Here is a 14,371-nt window from a genome sequence, read left to right as displayed (position 1 = left end):
AGTGTTTCATCATCTAGCTACGAATTATGAATTAGTATTAGAAACTATCTGCTCAATTAAAGCTTGATTTTCCAAGCTCTCTGCTTGCTTGAGATATTCGATCGCGATTTGTCCAGCAGCAGGTTGGTCTTTGCTAATAGCAACTAGCAACTCTACAGTTTGACAAAGCTGAATTTTTTCTAACTGCTTATTGGTAATCATTGGCAGAGTCATAGCTGCAACCACAAGCCCAATCATTGGCGGGACAGTGGGAATCCACCAACCGTTTAAAAAGGCAAGGTAAGCAATTGCAATCATTTCTCCAGAAGCGATGGTTACAGCAGCGATTACTGCTCTATGTGACTTGACTCGCCAACTTAAGGCTGCTCCCACCCCAGACCACAGCAAAATCCACAGCCACTCGAATTCTTCAGGCCAAACTCGTAGTGTAGAATGCCCTTCTAGGGCAGCATCTAAAATCTGACTGGTAATGTTTGCATGGACGATCACACCTGCCATTTGTTGGGGAGGGCCAAAAATGCGGTTACTATAGGGTGTTTGAAACATATCGTTGACGCTTTCAGCTGTTGAACCGATTAAAACAATGCGATCGCGTAACTTTTCTGGTGGAATCTTTTTACTTAACAAATCTGCAATGGAAAAGTTCTCAAATTGCGCTTGAGTGCCATGAAAGTTAAGCAAAATTTGATACCCCCCTGTATCAGCCCGTACATAGCCTCCGTCATTGGCTTGAAAGGGAACAAATACTGCTTTCCCCAACTGGATGTAATTAGCATTGTTCGGCAAGGATTTTGGGGTAATATTAGCAGTTTCTAGGTAGTGTAGCGCCAGTCGCAAGCCGAGATTCAAACGTAATTCGCCGTTTGCCAGTCGAATTGAAAGTAAGGCCCGGCGAATCTTGCCATCTCCATCTAGAATCTGATCGGAAAGACCCACTTGGCCCTTTTGAGCTAAAACTGGTGGTGCATAAACCTGGCTACCCACTGCCTTTTCAATACCAATCAAATTGGGAGTAGTGTTAAATTGTTTAACTAATTCTTGATAACCTGGTTCTACAGGCATATCTCGATACAAGTCTAGCCCAATTGCTTTTGGGTTGTAGCTTTTTAAAGTCTCGATGGTTCGAGCCAACACCCGATCTGACAGTGGGTATTGACCAATTTTTTGAATATCTGACTCATCAATTTTAATAATCGTAATCCTCTGGTCAACTTTTGCTGGGGGACGTGCTTGAAACAAGCTATCTAATATGGCCCACTCCATACCTTGTAGTAGTCCACTAAAACGCATTAGCAGCACTAAACTGGTAACTCCCCCAGCAAGACTTGCAATCCAGCCTTTGCCCAAACGTAATTTTTGAGCGTTGCGTCTAGCAGTTCTGCGTGCGTCTGCCAAGATTTGATTAGCTTGTTTAGCAGCAAAGATGGCAAATTCGGCTTTTTCGCGTTCAATTTGTCTTGCCTGTTTTTCTGCTGCTAAATCCAGTTCAATTTGCAGCTTTGCTAGTTCCTGACTAGCAGCTAAAAATCGATAATCTAAGTCACTGAGTTTTTTATTTTTTGACCAATTCAGTGCTGACTGCAATTTTGTTCCTGTCAGCAGTTGTGACTGATCTTGTTCTTTTGATTCTATCCAAGCATTCAAGCGTTTGGCGTAGGGACGCAGATGATCAATTTGTTTGGCAACCCATTCTGAGTTAAAGACAGCTTGATAAATTGGATTTTTTAGTTTTAAATATCCTTGTTGATTGACTACCAAACCTGACAGCAGTAGTTCAATTTGTTCTCGACTGTCATCGGTTGCTACGTCCACTCCTGCAAGAACTTGCTGGTATGTTCCTAAGATGCGTCCTGCAAGTGCCTCGTTACACAGCAGGCGATCGCGAATTGTCCGCAAATGCTCTGGCTCGTCCTGAGATGCCCATTTTTCAATGATGCAAGACTTCACAATACTTTCTATCCAAAATGCCTCAGTACCAGGAGGAATTGTCAATTGTTTACTGACTGTATTTTGACTAGAATTTACTACCAACTGACAAAGTTTTTGCGTCAGAAATGGCTGCCCGCCTGTCCATGCTAAAATTTCTTTGAGAATTGCCTGAGCATTACTGTCTTCAAATGTTAATCCCTTAGCTAATGGCTGAACTTCATCTAAGGTAAAACCATGCAGTTCTATTGCTTTACCGATATTAAACGGGGTGCGCTGAGGATTTTGAATTAATTCTGATGGTGTTGTGACTCCAAAAAGCACAAATGTAATGCGGTTGTATTCTGGATCAATTGCTCTTTGGTTATAGCAAAATCTAATGAGAGCAAAAAAATCATCAACTGCAAAATCTAAGCTTTTAATACTATCAACTTCATCAATAAATATAAATATCTTTTTATCGGGAAATTGGCTCAGCAGTACTTGGGAAATAAACTTATTTAGTCTTTGAGGTAAAGGAATATCTTGTTGCTCTTGCCACCAGGCTTTCAAGTTCAGCTTTCCTAATAACTTAAAACCTAACCATAACTCACCAATCACTCCCTTGTACCACTGCTGTGGGGTAATATTTTCACAGCCAATATTACTCATATCCACAGTTGTACATTTAAATCCTTCTTGTTGTAGACGATGCCGAGTCCTGACTAGCAGCGAAGACTTACCCATTTGCCGCGAGTTGAGAACATAACAAAATTCACCAGCTTGCAGCGCTTCATATAGTTGCGCGTCAGCCTGTCGTTCTACATAGCTAGGAGCATCAACAGTTAAACTACCACCAACTTGATATTTATATTGAATCATTTGACAATCTAGAGATACAGTAAAATGGCCGCACCTGGTATTAATTTGTATAAATACTTATTAGTTAAAGATTATACTAATTATCTTATCGCAATTACTACTTATTTTGGCAAGTCAATTCGTACCTAGTATTTAGGTATGAACCTTAATAATTACGTTACAGTATATCATAAGAAATGTATGCAACAAGTAAGCTACGAATTATCCGAACCTATACGTCGAATTAATTATGCTTTGCAGCTGCCAGGTTCAGTAAATAAAACTTTTTGATACTAATTGATGAAACACGGTAGTAACTAGATAGTCACCCTTGAAGGTACTTGACCGCTGACCGATAACAGTCATCAGCCAAAATGATTATCTCTGCAAATGTGATATGAAAAAACTTATAGATATTTATACTATTTTCTTACTTTTCTTACTTTTCTTACCTGTGAAGCAAGAATTATAATTAATCCTACTTTTATGACATTGATTTTATTGATTGATTTGCCAGTGAATCCCTACTTTGTCAAGTCGAAATTTCAAAAATCAACCTTTTAGCACTTGCTTTTATGAAAAATTTATTTTAAATACATAAAAGGTTGCACAATTTGAAAAACTGTCTTCTGCAATTATTGTAAAAAATTTTGCACAGACACATTAATCAAAGGAGAAACAATGGCTGGATGGGAAGCTTATCATAAATGTTTTAAGTTTCAAACTGGCAACACTAAAGCTTGGACAGAAAGTGCTGGTTGTAACTTCAGCCAAACCAGTGGCGAGCGAGTCTACAAACAGCGCATTACCTTCCCTGAAAAATTTACGGAGTCTGTCCCGACAGTAACCGTTTCACTAGCAGGCGACTACGGACTTCATCAGCGTATAAAACCTCAAGTTAACAACGTTGATAGCAGTGGGTTTGATTTAGAGTACGTTACTAGTTCTGATACCAAAGTATGTGGAGTCTTCGTTTCTTGGATAGCTATCGAACGTACCAACTTGTCTAACACAAATGTTGTTTTAAACCGAATTAATCAAAGATATACGTACGTACACTCATAGTGGAACAACAATTAAGAGAATGTTTCCAAGTCATTTTGAATACTCAAATCCTGACTTGAGGGGAGTGGGGAACTCGGGCCCCCGCGATCGCTTTCCTCGTGAGCCATCGCCGTCTTGGGTTTCCCCCAAGCATAGTTGTACTGAAGCAAAACCGATGAAAAATTTCTTCCCTTGCTCCCCTCCTCAACAGTTCTCCTGCCCAATTGGGTCACTCGCGCTTTAAACTAATTATTGACCTCACCGCTTCTGTGATACTGTCCATGCAACTACTTCAAACTACCGACAAAGATTTTTCTGCCAGATTCAAAACCCTTGTTAGCGATCGCCGGGAAGCTACAGTTGATGTAAGTGGGACAGTACGCGAGATTCTGGCTGATGTCAAGGTGCGTGGAGATGCCGCAGTCAAGGATTATACTAGCCGTTTTGACCACTACAATCCAGAGTCTTTGCATCTGAGCGCCAGCTTAATTGCTGAAAAAGCAGCACAATGTCCCGCCGATGTCAAGGCGGCTCTAGAACTAGCTGCCCAAAGAATTGCAGCTTTTCATCAAAAACAACTACCGCAAGATATTGGCTATACCGATACAGTCGGGGTAAAACTGGGATTGAATTGGGTTGCCTTGTCTCAAGTGGGAATTTATGTACCTGGAGGACGGGCTAGCTATCCTAGTTCTTTGTTGATGAACGCCCTACCCGCCAAAATTGCAGGTGTAGAACGCATTGTGATGACAGTACCAATGCCTGGCGGTGAACTTAATCCCGTGGTGCTGGCTGCTGCCCAAATTGCCGGTGTCACAGAAATTTACAGCATTGGTGGAGCGCAAGCGATCGCCGCATTAGCCTATGGTACAGAAAGCATTGCCCCTGTAGATAAAATTGTTGGCCCTGGTAATGCTTATGTTGCTGAAGCTAAACGTCAAGTATTTGGCACAGTTGGCATTGATAGTATCGCTGGGCCTTCAGAAATTCTCGTGGTAGCCGACAGTCAGAATAACCCAGACTGGATAGCCTGGGATTTATTATCGCAAGCAGAACACGATCCTAGCGCCCAATCAATTTTGATTACTGATTCCGAAACTTTCGCCCAACAGGTAATAGCAGCAGTCGAGCAAATTCTCACCACTCTACCCACCAAACAAGTCGCTGCTGCCAGTTGGCAAAACCATGCAGCCGTGATTATTGTCAGCGATTTAGCACAAAGTATACCACTACTCAATCAACTAGCTCCAGAACATGTGGAATTGTGCGTAGATAACCCACAACTGCTTGCCAATCAAATTAAGTGTGCTGGTAGTCTGTTTTTGGGACGCCATACCCCAGAAGCCATCGGCGATTATTTAGGAGGCCCCAACCATGTGCTACCGACTGCGCGTTCTGCCCGCTTTGCCTCTGGCTTGAGTGTCTACGACTTTCTCAAGCGGATAACTTATTTAGAATGCAATCAACAAGCGTTGCAGACAATAGGTGAAGCAGCCGTGACGCTAGCACAAGCAGAAGGTTTACCCGCCCATGCAGGTAGTGTATCTGTGCGTTTGCAATAGGGGAAGGGGAAGGGGAAGGGGAAGTAAATATTGGCAAGTAGATAAAAGTTTAAGATTGCAACCGAACAATTACTTTTTTCCTTTCCCCTTCTTTTCCTTCCCCTTCAAAAGCTAAAATAATTTCGGAGTTGGATAATGATTATTGAAATTCCGCGATCGCTTTATCAATCATGGGTATTTGAAGTCGATTTTGATGAAGGGGAAACTGGTATCGATATGCTTGATTGTGTTAGTGCTTGGATTGCAGGACACAATCCTCAGATTTTACATACTCCTGAGCCTGTATACCTGCAAGTTCAGGGAACAGATATCTTAATTCCTGTTAAGCAATAGCAGGATATTTAAACAGGGAATTTAGGTAATAATCGTCAAAAGTTATGTCATGTATATCGAGGACATAACTTTCTTGACTTGCCATGCTCTGTATTTAACTAGACTTCTTGTATAAATCTTTTTTTGTCTCACGCAGTGGCTCCACGATAGCGGGTTCGCCGTTAGGCGTTCTCGTACCCCTACGCTTAAGCAAGCTAGCAAGAGCGTCTTTGAAGGAGAAGAGTAGCCGCACCAAGCGTCTACAGCACGAGCGCACTTTGCTATACTTTCTCGCCTACTCTGAAAAGAAAATACATCGTTAGCTCAAACTGCGAGTTGGGAGAGGTACTTCTGTCGAGAAAGCTGTTGATAACTGATCAGTCATTAGTTATCAATCATTAGGCATATTTATGTCTGCAAGTTAACTCATGGAAGATAAAGTTAATAACAACTATATCTTTAGCTAGATGTTTCTGGTATTTGTAACATGTTGTATTGTAACCATATTATTAAGAGCAAGTAACAGAGGAAAAATAAGTTTTTTCACTCATTAATTATACTAATTATACACGGGAGGTATGAAGTTTGATTACTCAAGCAAAAAATATTGAAGTTTCAAAAACTCAAGAAGATCAATTGAGTTTAGAACCGACAAGAGTCAATGATGACTTGACTTTTAATGGACAAAATTTAAAAATAGCACAAATAGCAGCCCCTTGGTTTTCTGTACCTCCAAGAGATTATGGTGGAACAGAAGCAGTTATCAGTAATTTAAGTGAAGAGTTAGTCAACCAAGGACATCATGTTACTCTTTTTGCATCAGGAGATTCCAAGACAAGGGGAGAATTAAAATCTTACATAGAAACTTCACTTTCTATGCAAAAAATTCCTTGGACAAACTATCTTGAAGCTGAATATCACATGATTAACAGCTTTAGAGAAATAGCGCATAATCCACACAAGTATGATATTGTACATACCCATCTTTCCTCTGCATCAGACCTCATCATCTTGAAACTTACAGCTCAGATAGCAGTGCCGCATATATGCACTATACACAGTAATTTTCCTTTTGATAGAAGAGAAAATCATCTAGGTGAGGGAGATAAATACTATTTTCATTGGGCTAAGGATACTCCTCTAATTGCCATCAGTGATAGAGCCAAGGAAAACATGATGAGAGATTCCCAACTACCTTTAAATATTATCGGAGTTATCCCTCATGGTTTACCAGATAATCATTTCGTACAAGGAGAAATATCACCCCAAAAAAATCTGGTTTGGATTGGTAGAATTGTGAGAGAGAAAGGAACTAAATATGCAATAGAGGCAGCAATTAAAGCAAAAAGAAAAATTATTATTGCAGGGATAGTAGATAATTATTTACCTGCTCACATCGATTATTTCTATCAAGAAGTTCTGCCATTAATAGAAGCAAATCCAGATTGTGCCGAATATATAGGCCCGGTCAGTAATGAGGAAAAAATAGAGTTGTTAAAAAGTTCATACTGCTTTTTAAATCCTATACAATGGGAAGAGCCGTTTGGATTGGTGATGATTGAAGCTATGGCTTGTGGTTGTCCTGTTATTTCTTTTAATAGAGGAGCAGCCAAAGAGTTAATTAAACCAGGAATCAATGGAGATTTTGCAGCATCCGTTGATGAAATGGTTGCAAAGATTGAATCAGTAGGAAATAATATTGACCGCAAACAGATGGTTAAAGATACTTGGAATAACTATTCTGTTAAAACAATGGCGAAGCGTTATGTGTTGAAATATCAAGAAGTGATCAATTTTTATCAAAACCTTGGTTATTCACAAAGCATTCAGACTAAATCACTATAGCAATCCTTGTTGATTAGTACTTAGCCAAGTATCATCAATTTCTAGTTGAGGCTGTCAATAGTCAATAGTCTAAAAAAGCTTCCAGCATAGCTGCACTTTGGCTTGGTGCGGTGACAATCCTGCGTCAGTTTTGCTAACGCTAATCAACAGCCAAAAGACTTATATTCTCGACTTCTTCACCATTTTTCATGCTAGCTTGATTTTTGCTGCTTTGTACTAAATAATTTAAATAGTTGTATTGAGATGGTAAAGTAGCACTCAAGTATTCAGCTTTCTGTTTAATTTCATTAAATACAGACACAGCATTGTGGTCATCGATCAGATCTAAAATAGGTAGACTGGTCTCAGGCATGTAGTTTAACCCAAGCAACATCACAGAATAAGAGTAAGACTCGAAACCATGATAGTTCTGATTGATGTTCTTATTGTTTGGAAGTCTACTTTTCCACAGCCTTAACCTTTCACGCAGTTCTTCTGAGACTAGGATATCATGCTTGGTAGCCTTCCAGAATGGTGTGTCGGCTCGATCGCTAGCATAATAATGGAGTGTTAAAAAGTCCCGTACACCATCTATACAATTAGCGATCGCCTGATTATAGCTGCGGATTAGATCCTCATTGAAGGATTTGTCTGGGAAGTGGCTAACTAACTCTTCGATTCCGTGCTGAATAAAGAATATTCCGGTAGACTCTAGCGGTTCTACAAAACCACTAGAAAGACCAATAGCCACGCAATTTTTCACCCATGAATTCCTGTTGCGTCCTATCCTCATCTTGATATGCAAAGCCTTGCAATTATCAGCAGCTTCTCCCAGATGCTTGCGAAATTCCTCTTCTGCTGCTTCTTTAGAGATAAAGGCACTTGAGTAAACATATCCTGTGCCTGCTCGTCCGTAAAGGGGTATGTTCCATACCCAACCAGAACTTAACGCGGTTGCAGTCGTGTAAGGATTGATACCATGTTTTGCCATATCGCTTGGTATTTGCATAGCGATCGCATGATCGCACAGTAAAGATTCTGAAAAAGAAATGAATGGTTCATCCAAAGCTTGGTTGATCAATAAACCACTAAAACCAGTACAGTCTATGAATAAATCTCCACTGATCTCGCCATAGTTTTTAGCCTGAATGCAATCTATACTGCCATCTTCTCTTAAACCGACTTCGACTACATCATCAACAATCAGCTTTACACCCCTGTGCATTGCATAATCTTTCAGAAATTGAGCAAGCAGTTTAGCATCAAAATGATAAGCGTATGGGTACTGAACTTTTAAATTTGATAGTACATTTTTTTCTTGATTTTCCTCTTGATTGAATAACTTTTGAACTTTATCATCAAAGACTTGTCCATTGAAATACCTGGGTGACTTTTGATGATCGCACAGCATCGGAATTAAAAAGCAGGAATAATCAAATGCATCCTGTTCTTTCTTCATTTTCAGCCACCATTCTGAGACATCAAACCCATCTACTGCTTCATATCTCTGGAAAGGGTGATAAAAGTGTCTTCTCTGGGCGTTCCAATTGACAAATTTGATGGCCATTTTATATGTAGCTTGACATTTTGGCATCCATTCGGATTCTTGCAAACCGAGAAAATCAAAGAATAATTTGATAGTGCTAAATGTTGCTTCACCAACACCAATTGTTGTTAAGTTAGATGACTCAACTAAAGTAATCTGCATATTTTTCTTGAAAGCTTTACTCAGATACGCTGCTGTCATCCACCCTGCGGTACCGCCACCTACTATGACAATACTTTCTATGTTCTTTAACATATGAATATTTCCTTGAAAATTTTATAGGATAACTTTCCTGATATCCAAAACTAATTACTTTTATTGTCTGATTCAATAAATTAATTTTTGTATTAAGTTATTTTTATGTATTTACAATTATTTAGATATGGCACAATTTCAATATTCTCAGTTATTATCATTGATATTTTTTTTTAAGATAACTATCTAAAAACAACCTTGTTTTTAGTAGATAAATGCCAAACAACCAACTAAAAAAGACACGAATACACAAAAATACAAAGGATTTTAATTCGTTGATATGTAGGTAGTTATGATGGCTAATTGGCATTTAGTTGATGTAATTACAGATGAAGTTAGAAGTTACAGTTGCAAATTTTTGAATAACAGTAAAATACTGTATTCCAAGCTTGATTGACTGTAATTATTACTGGTTATAGCTACTAAAAATTTTTAATGTCAACAGTAAAATTAATAATTTAAAATGTAGAATCTTGTTGACAAGAATGGCTTAAATGTAGATATGATAGGGATTTCCAGACCATATGGCATGATTTTAGGCGCATCTTAGCTCAATACCTAGATGGCTTGGGACATCGGCTAATCAATGCTTCTGAGTGCAACCTGAAAGACGGCACATCTGACTGAGAGGAAAAGACTCTCGAAGAAATACTATGAAATGAGTGGGAAGCAGTAAATTTTACCATAATAAGGGGTAAATATTGTGACAGAGCCAATCAGAACAGACGTGCTGGAAGGCTTATTTGCAGGCGATGGGGAAATGTGTGCGTTGATGCGATCGCACGACTGGTCACAAACACCCCTCGGCCCTGTCAAGCAATGGCCGCAAAGTTTACGAACTACGGTCAGTATTCTTCTGTCTACGCGTCACCCGATGGTTCTGTTTTGGGGCCCAGACTTGGTACAATTTTATAATGACGGCTACCGTCCTAGCTTAGGAGCGCACAAACACCCCCAAGCCCTTGGACAGCGAGGTTCAGATTGCTGGGCTGAAATTTGGCAAATTATTGGTCCACAAATCCATAATGTGATGACCGAAGGACAAGAGACTTGGCATGAAGACCAACTTGTCCCTTTCCATCGCAATGGTTACTTTGAAGAAATTTACTTCACCTATAGCTACAGTCCAGTCCGGGACGAAACGGGAAGAGTCGGTGGCACACTCGTAGTTTGCACTGAGACCACTGGGCGAGTTTTGAGCAATCGTCGCTTGCAGACTTTGCGGGAACTAGGTGCAAATGTTATGAAGGCCAAAACCGTGGAAAAAGCCTGTGAGATTGCCACAGATAGCTTGTCTATTAATCCTTATGACATCCCGTTTGCTTTATTGTATCTGGTAGACACTAATAGTCAGCAGGCACGGTTGATTAGCACCACAGGCATTGAAAGGGGAACTGATAAAAGCCCCATTCAAGTGAACTTGACACAGGATGATGTCTGGGGTTTGGCGCAAGTTTGCCAAACTGGACAAGCAATGCTGGTGGATGACTTAGAGACTCGATTCCATAATTTGCCTGGGGGAGTGTGGCATACGCCTCCATTGGCTGCTTTGGTGATGCCAATCGCGCAACCAGGGCAGCAACAAGCCTTCGCGGGATTGCTAGTCATGGGTATCAGTCCGTGTCGCGCCTTTGATGACGAGTATCGGGGATTTTTTGATTTGGTTGTCAATAGTGTAGCAACAGCGATGGCTGCGCTAACGCCAAGGGCGATCGCTAATGCCCGTACCTATGAAGCTGAACGCCAACGATCACAAGCTTTAGCAGAGATAGATCGCGCCAAAACCGATTTTTTTAGCAATGTCTCCCATGAGTTTCGCACGCCGCTGACCTTAATACTAGCGCCAGTGGAAGATGCCTTAGCCGACACAGAAGCCCCATTATTCCCCAAGCAACGCGATCGCCTAGAAATTGTACAACGTAATGGCTTGCGGTTGCTGAAACTGGTGAATACACTCCTTGATTTTTCGCGGATTGAAGCAGGACGCGTTCAAGCAGTGTATGAACCAACCGACTTAGCTAGAACTACAACAGAACTTGCTAGTACCTTTCGCTCGCTGATTGAACGTGCTGACATGTCTTTGGTAGTGGAATGTCCGCCTTTGCCCGAAGAGATTTACGTTGATCGGGAAATGTGGGAAAAAATTGTGTTGAATCTGTTATCCAATGCCTTTAAGTTTACCTTGAGCGGCACAATTAGCGTGCGTTTGCAGAGTTTTGGCGATCGCGTTGAACTGGCAATTGAAGATACAGGCATTGGCATTCCACCAGACGAAATTAGCCATTTATTTGAACGCTTCCGCCGCGTTAAAGGTGCCCAAGGACGCAGTTTTGAAGGCTCAGGTATTGGCTTATCCCTGGTGCAAGAGTTGGTGAAACTGCACGGTGGTAGTATCCATGTCACCAGTCAAGTGGCACAGGGTAGTTGCTTCACCGTCTCGATTCCCACTGGATTTGCTCATCTACCTAACCAACGCATTAATGCATCTCGCACACTTGCATCAACTGCCATAGGAGCTACACCTTACGTTGAAGAAGCATGGCGGTGGCTAGCGGAAGTAGGAGATGGGGGAGATGGGGGAGATGAGGAAGCAAAGATAATATCCCCCTCATCCCCCTCATCCCCCAGCCCCAGAATCATCGTGGTGGATGACAATGCTGATATGCGGGACTACGCTAAACGACTGCTGGGGCAACGATATCAAGTAGAAGCTGTAGAAGATGGTATGGCGGCGCTGGCTGCTATTCGTCAACACCTTCCTGATTTGGTTTTGACGAACTTGGTTAGAGCATTTTTTACCGTTAAAGAATGGAGATGCAGTTATTGGCATTAGTACAGTTTGTGAAGAAATCACCGAACGCAAGCGCATCGAAGCTCAACGCCAACAAGCCCAGGAAGAACTCAGACAGTCCAAAGAAGAGTTAGAACTCCGGGTGGCAGAACGCACAGCCGAGTTAAGTCAAATCAACGCCGATTTACAACGCAGTGAGTCAACGCTCCGCAGTTTCTTCAACAGTGGAGCAATGCTGATGGGCATTGTTGAGCTACACAATAACGACATTCTACATATTTCCGATAACCGAGCTGTTGCTGAGTTTTTCGGCACAACTCCCGAAGCAATGCAGAATCGGTTTGCCAGCGATTTAGGCGTACCCCAGCAGACTATCCAGGAATGGGTGAGTTATTATCGTCAAGCCCAACAAGTTCAGGCTGCTGTGCGGTTTGAATATTCCCATGACACACCCAACGGTCAACGATGGCTCGCTGCTAGTGTTTGCCCAATTGCAGTTAGTCCCACTGGCTATCCCAGGTTTTCATACATTGTTGAAGATATAACCGCTTCTAAACAAGATAAAGAGCATATTGAAGCATCTTTACGGGAAAAAGAAGTCTTACTCAAAGAAATTCACCATCGTGTTAAGAACAATTTAGGCATTGTCAGCAGCTTGCTACAAATGCAGTCCAGACGAACTCAAGATGCACAAGCTAATGCCATCCTACGTGATAGCCACAACCGCATTGCCTCTATTGCTCTGGTACATGAAAAGCTCTATTGTTCCCAAGACCTTGCCAATATTGATTTTGCTCACTATATTCGTAACTTAACCGCTCATCTATTTGCTTCCTACAATACCAGCTCTAACCTGATTCAACTCAGTATTAATACTGAAAAAGTTAGCTTGGATATTGAAACAGCTGTTCCCTGTGGGTTGATTATCAATGAACTAGTGTCTAATGCTTTAAAATACGCCTTTCCCGATAATCGTGCTGGTCAAATTAAGGTCAAGTTTTATCAAGAAAACGAGCATAATTTAATACTCATTGTACAAGATAATGGAATTGGATTACCTGAGAACTTTGATCACAAAAAGTCTAAAACGTTGGGTATCAATCTTGTCCAAGGTTTGGTGAAGCAATTAAGGGGAAGCATTGATATTAACTGTCAGCAAGGAACAGAATTTAGAATTTCTTTTGGAAAAAGTAGGACATGAAATTAATGAACCTGTCTTCAGACAAACAGAAAACTCAAACCATTCGACTTCTTGTTGTTGAAGATGAGTACATTCTTGCCATGAACTTACAAGAAAATTTAGAGTCTTTGGGATACACAGTTATCGAGATTGCTGATTCGGCAGAAACCGCAATTGTCAAAGCCACTGAACTACGCCCCAGCTTAATTTTGATGGATATCTGTCTGCAAGGCAAGATGGACGGTATCCAGGCAGCAGAACAAATTTGGTCGAGTCTCAAAATACCGAGTATTTATGTTACAGGCTACTCTGACGTAAGTACTGTAGAGCGAGCAACGCTAACATTTCCTTTTGGTTACATCCTCAAACCTGTTAGGGAGCGAGAACTTTACGTTGCAATTAAAACAGCGCTTAATCGCTATGAACGTGAGCAATTTTTGAGTTCCATGCTTGAAGAAATGAAGGATAAATTGATTACCGTCGATGGAGAGTTAAGCATTGATACAATTCATCAATCAATGCTGTACAAGCAGATGCAAGCTGCTAATTTGGAACTACAAAGACTGGTTAATCTAGATGATTTAACGCAAATAGCCAATCGTCGCCGATTTGATGAGTGTTTACATGCTGAGTGGCATCGTCTCAAACGTGAACAGATGCCTCTGTCTTTAATTTTATGCGATATTGATTTTTTTAAGCGCTATAACGACACCTATGGTCATTTAGCAGGCGATGATTGTTTACGGCAAGTTGCAACTGCTCTCAAAAGTGTTGTGCAACGTCCAGCTGATTTAATTGCACGTTACGGTGGAGAAGAATTTGTTGTGATTCTTCCTAATACAAAACATCAAGGAGCAATTCATGTAGCTCGAACAATTTTACAAGCAGTACGCAACTTGGCAATTCCTCATGCTGAGTCTAGTGTTAGTAAACATGTCACCATTAGTGTAGGCGTTGTCAGTATTATCCCCAATTTAGATTTATCACCGCAAGACCTGATGGCAGCAGCTGACAAAGCACTTTATGCAGCCAAACAGCAAGGGCGCGATCGCGTGATCTCGTTTCAATTTAATCATAGCCAATGACAGTCA

The 14,371-nt window shown here is 41.0% G+C and carries 9 protein-coding genes; 7 read left to right on the top strand and 2 right to left on the bottom strand.

All coding sequences use genetic code 11. The annotated features are described in order from the left end of the window. Positions 1 to 24: 24 nt before the first annotated feature. The gene (locus I8748_RS18480) at positions 25 to 2,787 is read right to left on the bottom strand and encodes a CHASE2 domain-containing protein (RefSeq protein ID WP_198126034.1); all 2,763 of its coding nucleotides are present in this window, start codon (positions 2,785 to 2,787) and stop codon (positions 25 to 27) included. 660 nt (positions 2,788 to 3,447) lie between these two features. On the opposite strand from I8748_RS18480, the gene I8748_RS18475 reads away from it, so the two are divergent. The 4 genes from I8748_RS18475 (at position 3,448) to I8748_RS18460 (ending at position 7,529) form a co-directional block, all read left to right on the top strand. Continuing rightward, on the top strand, positions 3,448 to 3,831 hold the full coding sequence (locus I8748_RS18475; RefSeq protein WP_198126033.1) for an H-type lectin domain-containing protein: 384 nt from the start codon (positions 3,448 to 3,450) through the stop codon (positions 3,829 to 3,831). A gap of 260 nt (positions 3,832 to 4,091) precedes the next feature. After that, complete coding sequence (gene hisD, locus I8748_RS18470) at positions 4,092 to 5,372, top strand: histidinol dehydrogenase (protein ID WP_198126032.1); 1,281 nt, start codon at positions 4,092 to 4,094, stop codon at positions 5,370 to 5,372. Positions 5,373 to 5,507: 135 nt separating this feature from the next. Further along, positions 5,508 to 5,705, top strand: coding sequence for a hypothetical protein (locus I8748_RS18465; RefSeq protein ID WP_198126031.1), 198 nt, complete (start codon positions 5,508 to 5,510; stop codon positions 5,703 to 5,705). 564 nt (positions 5,706 to 6,269) lie between these two features. Continuing rightward, complete coding sequence (locus I8748_RS18460) at positions 6,270 to 7,529, top strand: glycosyltransferase family 4 protein (protein ID WP_198126030.1); 1,260 nt, start codon at positions 6,270 to 6,272, stop codon at positions 7,527 to 7,529. A gap of 139 nt (positions 7,530 to 7,668) precedes the next feature. On the opposite strand, the gene I8748_RS18455 is transcribed toward I8748_RS18460, so the two are convergent. Then, positions 7,669 to 9,309 carry a tryptophan halogenase family protein gene (locus I8748_RS18455; RefSeq protein ID WP_198126029.1) on the bottom strand — a complete coding sequence of 547 codons (1,641 nt, stop codon included), beginning with the start codon at positions 9,307 to 9,309 and terminating at the stop codon, positions 7,669 to 7,671. Positions 9,310 to 10,012: 703 nt separating this feature from the next. Between I8748_RS18455 and I8748_RS18450 the strand changes: the two genes are divergently transcribed. From I8748_RS18450 to I8748_RS18440, 3 genes are all read left to right on the top strand, one after another. Then, positions 10,013 to 12,142 carry an ATP-binding protein gene (locus I8748_RS18450; protein ID WP_198126028.1) on the top strand — a complete coding sequence of 710 codons (2,130 nt, stop codon included), beginning with the start codon at positions 10,013 to 10,015 and terminating at the stop codon, positions 12,140 to 12,142. Between the two features lie 100 nt (positions 12,143 to 12,242). Next, on the top strand, positions 12,243 to 13,301 hold the full coding sequence (locus I8748_RS36070; RefSeq protein WP_318781239.1) for a sensor histidine kinase: 1,059 nt from the start codon (positions 12,243 to 12,245) through the stop codon (positions 13,299 to 13,301). 5 nt (positions 13,302 to 13,306) lie between these two features. Then, a complete protein-coding gene (locus tag I8748_RS18440; protein WP_198126027.1) occupies positions 13,307 to 14,365 on the top strand; it encodes a diguanylate cyclase domain-containing protein in 1,059 nt (352 codons plus the stop codon). Positions 14,366 to 14,371 lie beyond the last annotated feature (6 nt).

It is taken from the genome of Amazonocrinis nigriterrae CENA67, assembly GCF_016056305.1.
GTDB lineage: Bacteria > Cyanobacteriota > Cyanobacteriia > Cyanobacteriales > Nostocaceae > Amazonocrinis > Amazonocrinis nigriterrae.
The sequence above is the reverse complement of the archived record's forward strand: the minus strand, read 5'-3'. Positions and strand labels throughout refer to the sequence as shown.

Bases quoted from the DNA above. Each gene is read 5' to 3' on its own strand.
- I8748_RS18465 (WP_198126031.1), top strand. From the start codon at position 5,508: ATGATTATTGAAATTCCGCGATCGCTTTATCAATCATGGGTATTTGAA.
- hisD (WP_198126032.1), top strand. From the start codon at position 4,092: ATGCAACTACTTCAAACTACCGACAAAGATTTTTCTGCCAGATTCAAA.
- I8748_RS18480 (WP_198126034.1), bottom strand. From the start codon at position 2,787: ATGATTCAATATAAATATCAAGTTGGTGGTAGTTTAACTGTTGATGCT.
- I8748_RS18455 (WP_198126029.1), bottom strand. From the start codon at position 9,309: ATGTTAAAGAACATAGAAAGTATTGTCATAGTAGGTGGCGGTACCGCA.
- I8748_RS18440 (WP_198126027.1), top strand. From the start codon at position 13,307: ATGAACCTGTCTTCAGACAAACAGAAAACTCAAACCATTCGACTTCTT.
- I8748_RS18475 (WP_198126033.1), top strand. From the start codon at position 3,448: ATGGCTGGATGGGAAGCTTATCATAAATGTTTTAAGTTTCAAACTGGC.